The organism is Paenibacillus cisolokensis (assembly GCF_050481165.1).
GTDB lineage: Bacteria > Bacillota > Bacilli > Paenibacillales > Paenibacillaceae > Paenibacillus_AH > Paenibacillus_AH cisolokensis.
The window spans coordinates 51976-68460 of sequence record NZ_JBCNFP010000101.1; the positions used below are offsets into that span (position 1 = coordinate 51976).

Below are 16485 nucleotides of genomic sequence, written 5' to 3' on the forward strand. Positions count from 1 at the left end.
TTTGCTATGACGAATTTCGTCGACGCCGGACTTGCCGCTGCCGCAGATATCCGCAGCTTGCCTCCGTCCTCTCCAGTTTGCGCCGTTTGGAGCGAAAACATGTATGAGCCCTGTGAAATTTGGATATACATTTTAGTATCCGATAGATTCTATGAACTCTACCAAGGGCATAGAGATAAAGTAAGCGCCTTTTACGTGAGGAGGTTATTGTAGTATGACAGCAGTGAGACAGGATGCGTGGAGCCCGGACGACGATTTGATTCTCGCCGAGGTGACGCTGCGGCATATTCGCGAGGGAAGCACACAACTCGCGGCATTCGAGGAGGTGGGGGAACGGATCGGGCGAACCTCCGCCGCTTGCGGATTCCGGTGGAACAGCTGCGTACGCAAACGGTACGAGGAAGCGATTCAGCTGGCCAAGCAGCAGCGGCAAAAACGCAACTATATGAAAAAACAGTCCTATTCGCCGGTGTCTCAAGTATCTGCCCTGTCCCTGATGGAAGGGGAGGAGAAGGGGGGCAAAGGGGACGCCTTCTCTGAAGAGGGCTTGTCAATCGATGCGGTTATCCGTTTCTTGCGGCAATGGAAATCGACGTATGCGGAACTTACCCGCCAAATCCGGATGCTGGAGAAAGAGTTGAAAGAAAAAGAGGAACTGGTAAGCGAGCTTCGCGAAGAGAACGAGCGGTTGACCAACGAGATAAATAACGCCCAGACCGATTACCGTACCGTCAATGACGATTACAAAACGCTCATTCAGATTATGGACCGGGCGCGGCGGCTGGCTGTGCTGACGGATGAAGAAGATGCGAAGGCCCGCTTCAAGATGGACGCGAACGGTAATTTGGAGCGAATCGAGTAACGTGCGATCATGTCGCCCGGACGGGAACGGGCCAGGCACAGCCAGCGCGCGCCGGCAACGGCGCGCGTTTTGCGTTTTGCTTGACGCATGCAGTTCGCCTGGCGCTTGCAGTCCGCTTGGCGCTTGCAGTTCGCTTGACGCATGCAGTCCGCCTGCCGTTTGCAGCCTGCTTGGCGCCCGCTCGCAGCCTGCCTGCCGTTCTGCTACAATAGCAGCATAGCCGCTTTGGGGCAAGCGAAGCAGAGGGCCAAGGAGGAAAGCGCATGGAATTTCATATCGTGGGAGGCGGCTCGATCGGTCTGCTGTACGCGGCGAGACTGGCGCTCGCCGGTTACCCGGCAACGGTATGGACGCGAACGGAAGAGCAGGCGGCGGAATTGAACGGCTGCGGCATCCGGCTGGAGGCGGGGGATGCGGCGAGACAGGCCGCCGTCCGTGCGGCCCCCTTGTCGGAAGCGGCGGCGACCGGACCGGATCAATGCGCAAGCCGGACGGTGCTGCTCGCCGTCAAGCAGCCGCAGCTGACGCCGGAGCTGCTCGGGCTTGCGGGACGGTTGGCGCAACCCGGCGCGGCGGTTTTATGCCTGCAGAACGGCATCGGCCATCTTGAGCGGATCGCCGCGGCGATGCCGGATGCCGACGTATACGCCGCCGTCACGACGGAAGGCGCCCGCAAGCTCGCACCGGCGGTCGTCCGCCATACCGGAGAGGGCGAGCTGTGGTTCGGGCCGGCGGCGCGGAATGCCCGGCCAGGGGGCGCCTCGGGCGGCGCAGATGGCCGCCATGCGCAAGCGGATGGCGAAAATGGGCGCCATTCGCAAAATTTGTTGCTTTTCGCCTTGAAAAAGGCAGGAATTGATGCCTATCTGTCGAATGACATCCATAACCGGATCTATGCGAAATTGTTGCTGAATGCGGTGATCAATCCGCTGACTGCGATTTACGGGGTGCGCAACGGCGCTTTGCCGGAAGATCCCGCCAGACTCCGTCTCATGCTCGCGCTTCACAAGGAAACGGAGGAGGTTCTGCGCGCGGCGGGAATGGCGCCGTCGGAAGACACTTGGAAGCGTCTTCTGGACGTATGCGCAAGTACGTCGGCAAACGTGTCGTCCATGCTGGCCGACATCCGGGCCGGAAGGCGCACGGAAATCGACTGGATCAACGGAGGCGTATCGGCGCTGGCCAGGAAAGCCGGGCTGCCGTCTCCGCTCAACGACGCGATGGTAACGCTGGTGAAAGCGTTGGAACAATAGACGGGAGGGACGGGCGAACTTGGACTGGATAGTGAAGAACGTCAATTATTTGTACGCGGTTCTGGCGGTGGCGCCGGTCATCCCGTTCGCTCTCGTTTATTATATCTACGGCGCGTTTGTGAAAGACCGCAAAAAAGCGTTCCGTATGGCCATGGATATTACGACGGGGCTGCTTATCGGCTGCGTTGCGGTTCTGTTTGACAAAATTTTCAACAGCGGGTTCGGTCTGTACGGCATCATGCTCGTCATGCTGCTTGGCGGCGGACTGCTCGGCAATTTGCAGTTCCGGAAACGGGGCGCCGTCAACGTAAAGCATATCGTGAAAGTTGTCTGGCGGCTCGGTTTTTTCGCCATGAGTCTGCTTTATGTCGTGCTGATGTGCATCGGCCTCGGCCAAACCTTGATCGCAACCGTATACTAATGAATAATGCAATGAACGTCAAATTCGGCGGCTCTTTCGCGTCCAAAGGGTCGTCGATTCGTTTTGACGGTCAACACCGCATTGTGTACAATTTAAAGCAGGTTTTAGCGCCAATGGGTTTCATTGACTATACAGGATACAGAGCAGGAGGTTCTGGCTGTTGACCATAAAATGGGAAACCTACAATTGGCCGGGAGGACAGCCGCTGGCCGAAGCCTATCGGCTACGGACAGATCCCGCCGTGCTGGAGTTGTTCGGCGCCCATCCGCTGGATGCGGAAGGATGGACGCAAAGGTTGGAGCGGCTGCGCTCGCATGCCGATAAGCGGGCCGACATCCGGAAAGTCGCGGAGGTGCTGCGCGCCTATAATGCCCGTTTCGATGCGCCGGAAGCGGTGGCGAACAATATCGACGCGCTGGCCGAAGGCGCTCCGGCCATCGTCGGCGGGCAGCAGGCCGGATTGTGGACCGGACAGCTGCTTGTCATCCACAAGGCGGTGACGGTCATCCAAGCCGCCCGTGCGGCTGCCGGCCGCCTCGGCCGTCCGGTCGTGCCGGTGTTCTGGATCGCCGGCGAGGATCACGATTGGGACGAGGCGAATCACGCTTATGTGCCGGGCGGCGATCTGGAGCCGCGGAAGATCGCCATTCCCCGGCCCGCCGGGGCGCGCACGTCTGTGAGCCGGACGATCGTCGACGCCGGCGCGTGGGACCGGGCGCTGGCGGAATTGTCGGATACGCTGCCCGATTCCGAGTTCAAGCTCGAATTGCTGGAGCGGCTTGGATATGCCTCCCGCCGGTCCGCTACGCTGTCCGAGCTGTTCGCCGACGTGCTGACCTGGCTGTTCGGCCGCGAAGGTCTCGTCCTGCTCGATGCCGACGATCCTGCGCTGCGCCGACTGGAAGCGCCGATGTTCCGGCGCCTCATCGAGCAGGGCGACAGCCTCGCCGCGGCCTACGCGTCGGCGGTCGAACGGGTGAAGCTTGCGGGATACGGCATTCAGGCGGACGTCGTGCGGGACAGCGCGAACTTGTTTCTGTTCAGAACCGATGAACCGGAACGCGGCGGACACGAAGCGTCCGCCGGCGAGCGTACGCTGCTGTTCCGGCGCAACGGCCGCTTCGAAGACCGGCGGGGCCTTCCGGTAGCCGGGTTCGACGAGCTGCTGCGCATGGCGGATGAGCGGCCGGAGCTGTTCAGCAACAACGTGCTGACGCGTCCGCTCATGCAGGATTATGTCCTTCCGGTTCTCGCCGCCGTGCTCGGACAGGCCGAGATTGCGTACTGGGCGCTGACCGGCGAAGCGTTCGCGCTGCTTGATATGGCGATGCCGATTATCGTGCCCCGGCAGTCGTATACGCTCGTGGAGGGCGCGATTGCGAAGCATATCGGCAAGTACGGGTTCACCTTCGACGAGATTGTGAACCGCTTCGAGGCGAAAAAAGCGGAATGGCTCGCCCGCCATGACGAGCTTAACATTGAGGGGCGGTTCGCCGAAGCGCGGCGGCGGTTTGCGGAAATATACGGTCCCGTGCTGCAGCTTGCGTCCGCCGTCGATCCGGGGCTGACGCAGCTTGGCGAGACGAACCGGCGCAAAATTATGGAGCAGATCGATTATATGGAAGCGCGGACGATCGATGCCCGCAACAGGCGGTTCGAAACGGTCGTCCGCCGGCTGGACCGGATGGCGAGGGCGATTGTGCCGCTCGGGAAACCGCAGGAGCGGGTCATCAATATGACCGCCTACTGGAACCGTTACGGAAGAGATTGGCTGGACGCGCTGCTGCGGCTGCCGTTTGAGCCGTGCGCCAGCCATCGTATCGTATACTTATAGGCCGCATTGCTAATTTGCGAGGAAAGGTTGTGACAAGATGAGCGCAGCAGCGAAAAGCGAAAGCGTCATTCGCGATATCGGACTTGCGCCGGAAGGTCGCTTGAAAATCGAATGGGTGCAGGCGCATATGCCCGTACTGAACCGGATTCGGGAAAAATTCGAAAAGGAGCAGCCGTTTAAAGGACTGAAAGTGGCGATCTCGCTCCATCTGGAAGCGAAGACCGCTTATTTGGCCAAAGTGGTGAAGGCGGGCGGCGCCGAAGTGGCGATAACGGGCAGCAATCCGCTGTCTACCCAGGACGACGTATGCGCGGCTCTGGTGGAAGACGGCATTACGGTGTTCGCCAAGTACAATCCCGATCCGCAGGAATATAAAGAGCTGCTGATCAAAACATTGGAGACGAAGCCGGATTTGATCATCGACGACGGCGGCGATCTGGTAACGATTCTGCATTCGGAGCGGCGGGATCTGCTTCCGAATATCCGCGGCGGCGCCGAAGAGACGACGACCGGCATTCTCCGGCTAAAGGCGATGGAGAAAGAAGGCTCCCTGCAGTTTCCGATGGTGGCGGTCAACGACGCGTTCTGCAAATATTTGTTCGACAACCGCTACGGCACCGGGCAATCGGTATGGGACGGCATTAACCGGACGACCAATCTGGTCGTCGCAGGGAAGACGGTCGTCGTCGTCGGATACGGCTGGTGCGGCAAAGGCGTGGCGATGCGGGCCAAAGGGCTTGGCGCCAACGTCATCGTCACCGAGGTCGACGCGATCAAGGCGGTTGAGGCGTACATGGACGGCTTCCGCGTAATGCCGATGATGGAAGCGGCCAAAATCGGCGATTATTTCGTGACCGTAACCGGTAACCGCGATGTCATTCGCGGCGAGCACTACAAGGTGATGAAGGACGGCGCGATCTTGTCGAACGCCGGCCATTTCGACGTCGAAGTGAACAAGCCGGAGCTGGCCGCGCTTTCGTCCGAAGTGCGCACCGTTCGCCGCAATATCGAAGAGTACCGGCTCAAGGACGGGCGCAGCATCTATGTGTTGGCGGAAGGCCGCCTCGTCAACCTGGCGGCGGGAGACGGACATCCGGCCGAAATTATGGATATGACGTTCGCGCTGCAGGCGATGTCGCTCCAATACGTGAACGAACGCTACAAGGAAATCGGCAGCAAAGTGGTCAACGTTCCCTACGAGCTCGACGAGCAGGTCGCACGCCTGAAGCTGGAATCGCTCGGCATCGGCATCGATACGTTGACCGACGAACAAAAGGCCTATCTGGACAGCTGGACCGAGCATTAGGACAAACGGCGGGGCTGCGCCCCGCCGTGCGAATCCGTTTCATGTAATAAAGCACCTTCAGTTCCACTTCAACGTGGTTCCGAAGGTGCTTTTTGTTTGGTTCTCCATTGTTTCCCTCCGCTTTAATGAACGGGCGTCCGCTTGCCCGCTTCGCTTCGCGCGGCAGACAGCCGGCAGGCATGCCGGATCGCGGCGGTGCGCGCCAATTTGCGCAAATCCTGCTCTCCGCAGCACAAGAGCTCCGGATCGCCCGACAACTCCAGGAGCGCGCCGATGCTGGCATGTTCGGCATCGGCATCGTTGCCGAGCAAGTAATGGGCGATTTGATAGCAGTAATGCTCCAGCGATCGCAGCCGCTCCACCTTGGCAGCAAGCGTTGGACTCATAGCAAAACAACCCCCTCTTTCTGCTGACGCCCCGCCCCCGGGAGGCGCCGATATCCCAACAATAGCCGATAATTGTATCCAAGTCGTTTCAAAATCGTAACAATTTACCCGATAAATTAAATTTCTTAAAAAGAGCCGAAAGAGAAGGAATTTTATTTTAGGTGGCGAATTATCTTTTCAGAGTGGTGGAAAGTGGGACGAAGTGGGGAATTTGGGGGAAGGAGTGGACCGGCCGATGTTCATGGGCGAATATCAGCACAGCATTGACGATAAAGGCCGGCTCATCATTCCTTCCAAGTTCCGCGAATCGCTTGGCGCGCGGTTCGTCGTCACCCGCGGTCTTGACAACTGTCTGTTTGTTTATCCGATGGAAGAGTGGAGCCTTCTGGAACAAAAGCTCAAATCGCTGCCGCTTATGAAATCGGACGCTCGCGCCTTCACCCGTTTTTTCTTTTCCGGGGCGACGGAATGCGAGCTGGACAAGCAGGGCAGGATCAATGTGCCGAACCACCTGCGTGAATACGCCAAGCTGGACAAAGAGTGCATGGTGCTCGGCGTTTCAAACCGCGTTGAGATTTGGAGCAAAGAAACATGGGCACAATACTATCAACAATCGGAAGAGACGTTCAATGAAATTGCCGAGAAGTTGGTCGATTTCGATTTTAACTTCTAGTTCGCTTTCATCATCAGGGAGGGCTGCCGCGTGTTTCAGCACAAGACGGTACTCAGGGAAGAAGCGGTCGACGGCCTGGCCGTCAAGCCTGACGGTATCTACGTCGATTGTACGCTCGGGGGAGCGGGGCACAGCGAGCTGATCGCTTCGCGGCTGACATCCGAAGGACGATTGATCGCTCTCGATCAGGACGAATGGGCCCACGAGCATGCCCGCAGCCGGCTAGCCCCATATTGGGATCGCGTTACGCTCGTAAAAAGCAATTTCAGATTTCTCGAGGAGGCGCTGCGGGGCGCCGGAGTTCCGGCGAACGGCAGCGGGGTCCCGGCCGTCGACGGCGTTCTGTTCGACCTCGGCGTGTCGAGTCCGCAGCTGGACGAAGCGGAACGCGGCTTCAGCTACAATCATGATGCGCCGCTCGATATGCGGATGGACCGCTCTTCCGGATTGACGGCTTACGATATTGTGAACGGCTGGGAGGAGAAGGAGATATCCCGCATCCTCCACGTCTACGGCGAAGAGCGGTTTGCCCGATCGATCGCCCGGCGCATCGCGCAAGTCCGGGCGGCAAGGCCGGTCGCGACGACCGGGGAGCTGGCGGAATTGATCAAAGAAGCGATTCCGGCGGCGGCAAGACGGACCGGGCCGCATCCGGCCAAACGGTCGTTCCAGGCGCTGCGCATTGCGGTTAACGACGAGCTCGGCGCCGAAGCGGAAGCGCTGGAACAGGCGATCCGCTGCCTCAAGCCGGGAGGGCGCATCGCGGTCATTACGTTCCATTCGCTTGAGGATCGGATTTGCAAGCAAACCTTTGCCCGATATGCGGGGACGTGCACTTGTCCGCCGGATTTTCCGGTCTGCGTATGCGGCGGCAAAGGCGTGCTGAAACTTGTCAACCGCAAGCCGATTACCCCAAGCGAGGAAGAGCTGAAAGACAATCCGCGGGCGCGGTCGGCCAAGCTGCGCATCGCCGAAAAACGCGCCGAAGACTGACGGATATATCGATGTGTAACCAAAGAACGAGTTCATGGGAGGGGAAATGAGCCTTGGCTTACAGTAATGGAAATTTGGCGCTGCAGCCGAAACGCAAACCGGAAGACCGCGCTGTCGTAAGGGAAAAGAAGAAGATCGTCGTCAAGCGCAAATCGCTGCCGGTACAAGAGAAGCTTCTGTACTTGTTCACGGTGACGGTATGCGTGATCGTGGCCGGGGTCATCATTTTTCGTTATGCCCAAATCTATAAAATGAATTGGGAAATCAAGCAGCTGACGAATCAATATCAGGAGCTGGCTGTCGAAACGAAAGAGCTGCGCAAGCAAGTCGAAATGCTGGCCGATCCGGAACGCATTCGCGAGCAGGCGCTGGCGCAAGGGATGGTCGAAGCGGATCAGGCCGGCATTCCCGTCAAGCCGGATTCGGAGTCCGAGACCGCAGCATCCGCCGAATAGGTGACCGGCTATGAACAAACGGATCAAATTGCGCTCGCTGTTTGTCGGAGGGATCATCACCCTCCTTTTTGTTATTCTGCTCGGCCGCGTTTATTTCGTACAGGTCGTCAAAGCCGATTTCTGGTTCGAGAAAGCGCGCGAGACGTGGGCGGCATACGATCATCTCGAGCATAAGCGGGGCACGATTACCGACCGTCAAGGACGGGTGCTGGCGATGGACGCGCTGGCCTATACGGTGGCGGTCAACCCCCAAGTGATCAACAAGCTGGGCATCGCGGACGAGGTCGTCGCCCGGTTGCATGACATTTTGGGCAAGTCCGAGAAGGAGCTTCGCGATCTGGTAACGGCAAAGCGCAAGAACGGGACGTATTATGCGCAGCGCGAAATCCGCCCGGAGGGCTGGAAGATCGACAAGGCGCTCAGCGATCAGGTGGCCGCTTTCCGGGATGAGCTGAAGGCGAGGCTGAAGGAGCAGAACGTCGGCATCTATCTATTGAGCGGCCAGAAGCGGTTTTATCCGAAAAAAACGCTGGCGTCGCATCTGCTCGGCTTCGTCAACAAGGAAGGAAACGCCGTATACGGACTCGAAGCGAGCTTTGACGACGTCATCGGCGGCGAAGACGGGGCCATCAAATATCAGCGGGACGGCAAGCAGGTGCAGCTCGCGCAAGGGGAAGTGGAATACAAGCCGGCCCGAGATGGGAAAAATATTACATTGACGATCGATTCGGAAATTCAGCATTATGTGGAGGAAGCGATCGGCGAGGCGCAGCGGGAATATAATCCGAAAAGCATCACGGCGATCGCCGTCGATCCGAACACGATGGAAATATTGGCGCTGGCGAATACGCCGAACTATGATCCGAATACGTATTGGTCCGCGAAAACCGCCAATTTCTACAACCATGCGATCCAATCGCTGTACGAGCCGGGCTCGACATTCAAAATCGTCACGCTGGCGAGCGCCGTGCAGGAAGGACTGTTCAATCCGAACGCGACGTTCATGTCCGGTAACATCCGTATCGGCAAGGATTCGGTTAAAGATCACAACGGAGTGGGCTGGGGCGAAATTTCGTACCTGGACGGGGTCAAGCATTCCAGCAACGTGGCGTTCGTCAAGCTCGGCCAGGCGCTCGGACCGGAGAAGCTTCGCGACTACATCACGGCTTTCGGCTTCGGCCAGAAGACAGGCATCCAGCTGCCGGCGGAAGTCGCCGGGAGCGTAAATTTCAGAAGCAACATTCCGATCGAGGTCGCGACCGTCACGTTCGGACAAGGGGTCGCGGTAACGCCGATCCAGCAAGTCGCCGCGGTCGCCGCGGTGGCGAACGGCGGCAAGCTGCTGCAGCCGCAGCTCATCAAACAAATCGAGGACCCGGTGACGAAGCAGGTGACGAAGGTCGAGCCGAAAGTGGTGCGGCAGGTCATCTCGCCGGAGACGTCGCGCAAGGTCGGCGAATATTTGGAACAGGTCGTCTCCGACCAGAAGATCGGAACGGGCCGGAACGCCTATATCGAGGGCTACCGCATCGCGGGGAAAACCGGTACCGCCCAGAAGTGGGACAACGCGAAACGAGGATACTCGAATGACAAATACGTCGTATCCTTTATCGGTTACGCGCCGGTCGAAAATCCGAAAGTGCTGCTCTACGTTCTTCTGGACGAACCGGACGTGCCGTACGCGGGCGGCGGCTCCGTCGCGGCGCCGATCTTCAAGTCGATCATGCAGAAGACGCTGCGCTACCTCGGCATTCCGCCGAAGCTGTCGGACGCTGCGGTGAAGGATGCGAGCCAGGACGCGACCGTCGAAGTGCCCGATGTAACGGGCAAGGCGGTCAACACGGCGAAGAGCGAACTCAGGCAGCTGGCGCTGAGCTACGAGACGGTCGGCAAAGGCGGCAAGGTGCTGCAGCAAATTCCGCAGGCCGGCGCCGTCATCCAGCCGTCCCAGCGCATCTATCTCGTGACCGAATCGCGCGACAAGCTGGCGGTTCCGAATATGCGGGGACTATCCTTGCGGGACGCGATGGAAATCTGCTCCCTGCTCGGCATTCGCATCGTCGCCGAAGGCGAAGGATATGTCGTATCGCAAATGGTAGCGAAGCAAAACGGAGAACGCGTCGTGAAAATCGTCCTGAAGCCGTCCGCGCCGTCCGCCGGCGAAGAGAACCGGAACGGGACGGATGGCGCAAAGAAAGAGACGGACGAACCGGCAGAATGAACGCAAGGCGGCCGTCGGCCGGCGTTCTTGTGCCGCGCATGTCCGGACCCGGGCTTGTTCTAACCCCCACTTGTCCCGAATAGGCTGAGAATAACGGTTAATCGGAAACGACCGCTTCATTCTGGCCTGGTCGGAAGGGGGAGCAAGATGAAAGTATCGAGTGTGACGTTAAGGCGCCGGCTGTTCACGGCGCTTCTGCTGGCCGGCGCGGCATTCGCGGCTTTGCTGTTCCGCCTCGGTTACGTCCAGCTTTGGATCGGGGAGGAGCTGTCCGCGAAAGCCGAAGAGTCGTGGCGCCGGGAAGTGCCTTTCGCGGCCAAACGCGGAGAAATTCTGGATCGAAACGGAATCCGCCTGGCCTACAATATCAGCTCGCCGTCCGTCATGGCCATCCCGGTGCAAATCAAGGAGCCGGAGCGAACGGCGCGGGAGCTGGCAAGCGTGCTCGGCATGACCGAAGACAAGCTTTACAAGCTGCTCACGAAGAAGGAAAGCATCGTCAGGCTGAATCCGGAAGGGCGCAACATTACGCCGGAGAAGGCGGAGCAGGTGCGGAAGCTGGCGCTGCCGGGCATCGTCGTGGCGGAGGACAGCAAACGCTACTATCCGTTCGGCAGCCTTGCCGCCCATGTGCTCGGCTTTGCCGGCGTCGACAAGGGGCTCGCCGGCGTCGAAGCGAAATACGATTCGCTGCTGAAAGGGATAAACGGCAGCGTGTCGTATTTGGCCGACGCGGCGGGCCGGCAGATGCCGGGCTCATACGACACGTACCGGGCGCCGCGCGACGGGCTGAACCTGCAACTGACGATCGACAAGCAGATTCAGGCCGTCATGGAGCGGGAGCTGGACGCGGCGATGAGCAAGTTCAAGGCGGACCATATGATCGCGATCGCGATGGACCCGGACAACGGCGAAATTCTCGGCATGGCCAGCCGGCCGACCTACGAGCCGGACAAATTCCGCGAGGTGCCTGCCGAGGTATACAACCGCAACCTGCCGATCTGGATGACCTATGAGCCGGGATCCACCTTCAAAATCATTACGCTCTCCGCGGCGCTGGAAGAAGGCAAGGTCGATTTGAAAAACGAGCGCTTTTTCGATCCCGGTGCGATCGAGGTGGGCGGCGCCCGGCTGCGGTGCTGGAAAAAAGGCGGACACGGCAGCCAAACGTTTCTTCAGGTGGTGGAAAATTCGTGCAACCCCGGATTCGTAACGCTTGGACAGCGGCTTGGAAAAGAGAAGTTGTTCGATTACATAAAGAACTTCGGATTCGGGGCCAAAACCGGCATCGATATGGCCGGCGAAGCGACCGGCATTTTGTTCAAGCTGAACCGCGTCGGTCCGGTGGAACTGGCGACAACCGCGTTCGGCCAGGGCGTATCCGTAACGCCGATCCAGCAGATTACGGCGGTATCCGCCGCGATCAACGGCGGAACGCTGTATAAGCCTTACGTCGCCAAGGCATGGATTCATCCGGAAACCGGCGAAACGGTGAGCGAGATCGAGCCGGAGGCGGTAAGGCAGGTCATCTCCCCGGAAACGTCGAAGCAGGTGCGGGAAGCGCTCGAAAGCGTCGTCGCCAAAGGAACGGGGCGCAACGCCTTTATCGACGGCTATCGCGTCGGAGGCAAAACCGGCACGGCGCAAAAAGTGGTGAACGGCCGCTATTCGCCGAACGAGCATATCGTGTCGTTCATCGGCTTCGCCCCGGCGGACGATCCGGAAATTATCGTCTACGTCGCGGTCGACAATCCGCAGGGCATCCAGTTCGGGGGAGTCGTCGCCGCGCCGATCGTCCGGAACATTCTGGAGGACGCGCTCGACATCCTCGACGTGCCGCCCCGCAGCAACCAGCTGCCGCGTGCATACAAATATGGAGAGACGCCGATCGTTACCGTCCCGAATCTCGTGGGCAAAACCGTATCGGACATCTACGAGGATATGAACATGAATTTCAATTTGTCGTCCGCAGGCACCGGTTCGACTGTCATCCGTCAGGCGCCGGCGGCCGGCACGAGGGTGGAGCGCGGATCGACGATTCGCATCTATCTCGGCTCGGATGCCGATTTGCCCGGCGATGTTGAAAAACATGACCATGGATCATAATGGAAAATAAGGACTAACCGGTGCCGATAAATGTAAGGAGGAACCGCAGATGAAAATGGAGCAATTGGCCGGTTTGCTGCTGACGGCCCGCCTGGAGGGAGACGGGAACGTGTCCGTCTCCAGCCTGGAGACCGATTCCCGTCAGGTGAAGCCGGGGGCATTGTTCATCTGCCTGCCCGGCCATACGGTCGACGGGCACGACTTCGCCGCGGAAGCCGTGGAGCGGGGGGCGGTCGCCATCGTGGCCGAGCGCCGTCTCGATGTCGGCGTTCCGCAGCTGATCGTGCCGGAAAGCCGGCTGGCGATGGCCGTGCTGGCCGACGCATTCTACGATCACCCGAGCGACAAGATGAAGCTGATCGGCGTAACCGGTACGAACGGCAAAACGACGACAACCTACTTGATCGAGCGGATTTTGCTCGATGCCGGCCACAAAGCGGGCGTGATCGGCACGATCGAAATGCGGTACGCCGGCTTGACCGTGCCGGTGTCGGGCACGACGCCGGAGGCGCTCGAACTGCAGAAGCGGCTCGCCGACATGGCGCGGGCGGGCACCGAATATTGCGCCATGGAGGTATCGTCCCACGCCCTGGAGCAAGGGCGGGTCAAAGGCTGCAAATTCCGCACCGCGATCTTCACGAACCTGACGCAGGACCATCTCGATTATCATGTGACGATGGAGCGGTACAAGGCGGCGAAAGGGCTGCTGTTCGCCCGGCTCGGCAACGGCTACCCGGCTTCTGCGGAGGAGCGGAGCTACGCGGTGCTCAATGCCGACGACGAAGCGTCCGAAACGTTCCGGCGCCTGACGGCGGCCGAGACGATCACCTACGGCATCGACCGCGATGCGGATGTGCGCGCCTCGAATATACGCATTACGTCGCAGGGCACATCCTTCCATGTCCGGACGTTTCGCGGCGAAGCCGACGTCACGCTGCGGATGGTCGGCAAGTTCAACGTGTACAACGCGCTGGCGGCGCTGACGGCCGGTCTGATCGAAGGGCTGGAGCTCGGCGCGATCATCCGCAGTCTGGAATCGGTCCCCGGGGTGCCGGGACGGGTCGAGGCCGTTTCCGCGGGACAGCCGTTCGCCGTCATTGTCGACTACGCGCATACGCCGGACGGCCTGGAGAACGTGCTCAAGGCGGTGAAGGAATTCGCCGAAGGGCGGGTAATCTGCGTCTTCGGCTGCGGCGGCGACCGCGACCGGACGAAGCGTCCGATCATGGCCCGCATTGCAGGTCAATATGCGGATTATGTCATCGCCACGTCGGACAATCCGCGCACGGAAGACCCCGAGCGGATTCTCGACGATGTGGAAGAAGGATTCCGCTCGTCGGGCGTCGGGAAAAGCCGCTACGAGCGCATTGCCGACCGCCGTCTGGCGATTCAAAAAGCGGTTGAAATGGCAAGCCCGGGGGATGTAGTATTGATTGCGGGGAAAGGCCACGAAACGTATCAGATCGTCGGCGGCGTTACGCATCCGTTCGACGATCGGCTCGTGGCCCAAGAAGCGATAAGGGGACTGCTGACGTGATAATACGCAACATGGAACAGATCGCCCGCATGTGCGGCGGGCGATTGGATGAGCGGAGCGGCTCGGCCGTCGTTCGAGGCGTATCGATCGATTCCCGGACGATCGCGCCGGGGGAACTGTTCGTGCCGCTCGCCGGCGACCGCTTCGACGGTCACGATTACGTGGAAGCGGCTGTCCGGGCCGGCGCGGCCGGCGTGCTGTGGCGGGAAGACCGCCCGGTGCCGGAAGCGCTGCGCGCCGCCGGGACGCCGGTCGTGCGCGTCGCCGATACGTTAACCGCTCTTCAGCGTCTTGCCGGCGCCTACCGGGACGAACTCGGTCTGTTCGTCATCGGCATTACCGGCAGCAACGGCAAGACGACGACGAAAGATATGACGCATGCGCTGCTCGGAACGAAGTTCCGTACACGCAAAACCGAGGGCAATCTGAACAACCATATCGGACTGCCGCTTACGATATTGCGGCTCGGCGAAGAGACGGAGGCGGCCGTTCTGGAAATGGGGATGAGCGATTTCGGCGAGATCGAGTTGCTTGCCTCCATCGCCAAGCCCGATATCGCCGTCATTACCAATATCGGCGAGGCCCATCTTCAGCAGCTCGGCTCGCGGGAAGGCATCGCGCAGGCGAAGCTGGAGATTGCCGCCGGGCTGAAGCCGGGCGGACTTCTGCTCTACAACGGCGACGAGCCGCTGCTGCGCGAAGGGGTGAAACGGACGAAGCTCGCGGACGGCGTCCGTCTGGAAACGTTCGGCCTCGGCGAAGGCAACGACTGGACTGCGACCGACATCGAATTGTCGGCGCAGTCATCCGCTTTTGCGGTGCGTGCGCGCGGCGGCGCGTTGGCAGCGGAAGCTGCGGCGATCGGCAGACCGGCCGTCGCGGCGGCCGGCCGCCACAACGTCGCCAATGCGCTGGCCGCTGTCGCCGCCGCGCTTCACGCCGGCGTGCCGGGGGCGCGCATACGGGAAGGGTTCGCTTCCCTGAAACTGACGTCGATGCGGATCGAGCCGACCCGGGCGGCTTGCGGCGCTGTCGTGCTGAATGACGCGTACAATGCCAATCCGACGTCCGTCCGCGCAGCGATCGACCTTGTCGAGCAGCTTCAGGGCTATCGCCGCAAATGGCTCGTGCTCGGCGACATGCTGGAGCTCGGTCCGGACGAGGCGGCGCTGCACCGCGGCATCGGCGAATATGTGACGCCGCAGAAGGCGCAAGGGCTGCTGACGTACGGTCCGTTGTCCCGCCATACGGCGGAAGGCGCGGCGGACGCTTTCGCGGCTGCCGGCTTCGGCGATGCCGTGCGCCACTTCGCCGACAAATCCGAGCTTGCGGCATGGCTGAAGCGGCGGCTCGGTCCGGACGATCTCGTGCTCGTGAAAGGCTCGCGCGGCATGAAAATGGAAGAAGTCGTCCGGGCGCTGGAAGAATGACGGGGGTGAGCTGATGGACATCAAGGTCATTCTGTTAACGATCGCCGTTTCCTTTTTGCTTGCGGTTTTGCTCGGGCCTTTGTTCATCCCGCTGCTGAGGCGCCTGAAGTTCGGACAGCAGATCCGGGAAGAAGGGCCGCAGAGCCACCAGAAGAAGAAGGGAACGCCGACGATGGGCGGCATCATCATTTTGCTGGCGATTCTGTTGTCGTTCCTTCGCTTTTCCGACAAGACGGGCGACTTCTGGGTGCTGCTTGTCGCCGCTCTCGGCTTCGGACTGGTCGGGTTTCTGGACGACTACATCAAAATCGTGTTCAAGCGCTCGCTCGGATTGACGGCCAGACAGAAGCTGTTCGGCCAGTTGCTGTTCGGCATCATCGTCTGCGTATTGCTGTACCGGACAGACCACAGCACGGCCATTTCCGTGCCGGGTACGGACTGGTCGTTCGATCTGGGCTGGTTCTATTACGTTTTCGTCATCATTATCATGTTCGCTACGAGCAACTCGGTCAATTTTACCGACGGCCTCGACGGCCTGCTGGCCGGTACGAGCGCCATTGCGTTCGGGGCGTATACGATTATCGCCATGCGGATGACGGAGCATGAATCGGCGGTGTTCTCCGCGGCGATGGTCGGCGCCGTGCTCGGTTTTCTTATTTTCAACCGGCATCCGGCCAAAGTGTTTATGGGGGATTCGGGTTCGCTCGCGATCGGCGGCGGCCTGGCCGCCGTGGCGATTTTGACGAAGACGGAGCTCCTGCTGATCGTGATCGGTGGGGTTTTCGTGATCGAAATGCTGTCTGTAATTATCCAGGTCACCTCGTTCAAGCTGCGGGGCAAACGGATATTCAAGATGAGTCCGATCCATCATCATTACGAATTGTCCGGCTGGTCCGAGTGGCGGGTCGTCGTCACGTTCTGGACAGCCGGTCTTGTGCTGGCCGGTCTTGGCCTTGCGCTCGCGAAAGCAATGTAACAAACGCGATATTTGACACCAGGAACGCATTG

Annotated in this window: 14 protein-coding genes; 13 read left to right on the forward strand and 1 reads right to left on the reverse strand. The window is 60.1% G+C overall.

Features of this window, described 5'->3' with window-relative positions; translation table 11 throughout:
• The first annotated feature begins 214 nt into the window (after positions 1-214).
• The 5 genes from ABEV74_RS16820 (at position 215) to ABEV74_RS16840 (ending at position 5676) form a co-directional block, all read left to right on the forward strand.
• Complete coding sequence (locus tag ABEV74_RS16820) at positions 215-862, forward strand: RsfA family transcriptional regulator (protein ID WP_062492386.1); 648 nt, start codon at positions 215-217, stop codon at positions 860-862.
• A 263-nt stretch (positions 863-1125) separates the two neighbouring features.
• Complete coding sequence (locus ABEV74_RS16825; RefSeq protein WP_430147756.1) at positions 1126-2115, forward strand: ketopantoate reductase family protein; 990 nt, start codon at positions 1126-1128, stop codon at positions 2113-2115.
• Between the two features lie 19 nt (positions 2116-2134).
• Entirely contained in the window at positions 2135-2536 is a 402-nt protein-coding gene (locus ABEV74_RS16830) for a DUF3397 domain-containing protein (protein ID WP_430147759.1), read from the forward strand.
• Between the two features lie 160 nt (positions 2537-2696).
• Positions 2697-4370: a bacillithiol biosynthesis cysteine-adding enzyme BshC gene (bshC, locus tag ABEV74_RS16835; RefSeq protein WP_430147762.1), complete on the forward strand. Its 1674-nt coding sequence runs from the start codon at positions 2697-2699 to the stop codon at positions 4368-4370.
• Between the two features lie 37 nt (positions 4371-4407).
• Positions 4408-5676, forward strand: a complete 1269-nt coding sequence (locus tag ABEV74_RS16840; RefSeq protein ID WP_062492389.1) for an adenosylhomocysteinase — start codon at positions 4408-4410, stop codon at positions 5674-5676.
• 122 nt (positions 5677-5798) lie between these two features.
• Here the strand turns inward: ABEV74_RS16840 and ABEV74_RS16845 are convergent, their stop codons facing one another.
• Positions 5799-6062 (reverse strand): hypothetical protein, encoded by a 264-nt coding sequence (locus tag ABEV74_RS16845; protein ID WP_062492390.1) that lies wholly within the window; start codon positions 6060-6062, stop codon positions 5799-5801.
• A 235-nt stretch (positions 6063-6297) separates the two neighbouring features.
• Here ABEV74_RS16845 and mraZ point away from each other — a divergent pair, with 235 nt between their 5' ends.
• From mraZ to mraY, 8 genes are all read left to right on the forward strand, one after another.
• Positions 6298-6735 carry a division/cell wall cluster transcriptional repressor MraZ gene (gene mraZ, locus ABEV74_RS16850; protein ID WP_062492391.1) on the forward strand — a complete coding sequence of 146 codons (438 nt, stop codon included), beginning with the start codon at positions 6298-6300 and terminating at the stop codon, positions 6733-6735.
• 30 nt (positions 6736-6765) lie between these two features.
• On the forward strand, positions 6766-7728 hold the full coding sequence (gene rsmH / locus ABEV74_RS16855) for a 16S rRNA (cytosine(1402)-N(4))-methyltransferase RsmH (RefSeq protein WP_062492392.1): 963 nt from the start codon (positions 6766-6768) through the stop codon (positions 7726-7728).
• A gap of 53 nt (positions 7729-7781) precedes the next feature.
• Entirely contained in the window at positions 7782-8183 is a 402-nt protein-coding gene (gene ftsL2, locus ABEV74_RS16860) for a cell division protein FtsL (protein ID WP_430147769.1), read from the forward strand.
• Positions 8184-8193: 10 nt separating this feature from the next.
• On the forward strand, positions 8194-10404 hold the full coding sequence (locus tag ABEV74_RS16865; RefSeq protein WP_430147772.1) for a penicillin-binding transpeptidase domain-containing protein: 2211 nt from the start codon (positions 8194-8196) through the stop codon (positions 10402-10404).
• Positions 10405-10551: 147 nt separating this feature from the next.
• Positions 10552-12510 (forward strand): stage V sporulation protein D, encoded by a 1959-nt coding sequence (locus ABEV74_RS16870; RefSeq protein WP_430147774.1) that lies wholly within the window; start codon positions 10552-10554, stop codon positions 12508-12510.
• 49 nt (positions 12511-12559) lie between these two features.
• Positions 12560-14047 (forward strand): UDP-N-acetylmuramoyl-L-alanyl-D-glutamate--2,6-diaminopimelate ligase, encoded by a 1488-nt coding sequence (locus tag ABEV74_RS16875; protein ID WP_430147777.1) that lies wholly within the window; start codon positions 12560-12562, stop codon positions 14045-14047.
• Positions 14044-15477: a UDP-N-acetylmuramoyl-tripeptide--D-alanyl-D-alanine ligase gene (locus ABEV74_RS16880; protein ID WP_430147780.1), complete on the forward strand. Its 1434-nt coding sequence runs from the start codon at positions 14044-14046 to the stop codon at positions 15475-15477. Before ABEV74_RS16875 ends, ABEV74_RS16880 begins: the two co-directional genes overlap by 4 nt.
• A 13-nt stretch (positions 15478-15490) precedes the next feature.
• Positions 15491-16453, forward strand: a complete 963-nt coding sequence (mraY, locus tag ABEV74_RS16885) for a phospho-N-acetylmuramoyl-pentapeptide-transferase (RefSeq protein WP_430147783.1) — start codon at positions 15491-15493, stop codon at positions 16451-16453.
• Positions 16454-16485 lie beyond the last annotated feature (32 nt).

What these genes read in the sequence shown, in the direction of transcription:
- ABEV74_RS16820 (WP_062492386.1), top strand. Translation starts at nt 215, where the DNA reads ATGACAGCAGTGAGACAGGATGCGTGGAGCCCGGACGACGATTTGATT.
- ABEV74_RS16825 (WP_430147756.1), top strand. Translation starts at nt 1,126, where the DNA reads ATGGAATTTCATATCGTGGGAGGCGGCTCGATCGGTCTGCTGTACGCG.
- ABEV74_RS16840 (WP_062492389.1), top strand. Translation starts at nt 4,408, where the DNA reads ATGAGCGCAGCAGCGAAAAGCGAAAGCGTCATTCGCGATATCGGACTT.
- ABEV74_RS16845 (WP_062492390.1), bottom strand. Translation starts at nt 6,062, where the DNA reads ATGAGTCCAACGCTTGCTGCCAAGGTGGAGCGGCTGCGATCGCTGGAG.
- mraZ (WP_062492391.1), top strand. Translation starts at nt 6,298, where the DNA reads ATGTTCATGGGCGAATATCAGCACAGCATTGACGATAAAGGCCGGCTC.
- ABEV74_RS16865 (WP_430147772.1), top strand. Translation starts at nt 8,194, where the DNA reads ATGAACAAACGGATCAAATTGCGCTCGCTGTTTGTCGGAGGGATCATC.
- ABEV74_RS16870 (WP_430147774.1), top strand. Translation starts at nt 10,552, where the DNA reads ATGAAAGTATCGAGTGTGACGTTAAGGCGCCGGCTGTTCACGGCGCTT.
- ABEV74_RS16875 (WP_430147777.1), top strand. Translation starts at nt 12,560, where the DNA reads ATGAAAATGGAGCAATTGGCCGGTTTGCTGCTGACGGCCCGCCTGGAG.
- mraY (WP_430147783.1), top strand. Translation starts at nt 15,491, where the DNA reads ATGGACATCAAGGTCATTCTGTTAACGATCGCCGTTTCCTTTTTGCTT.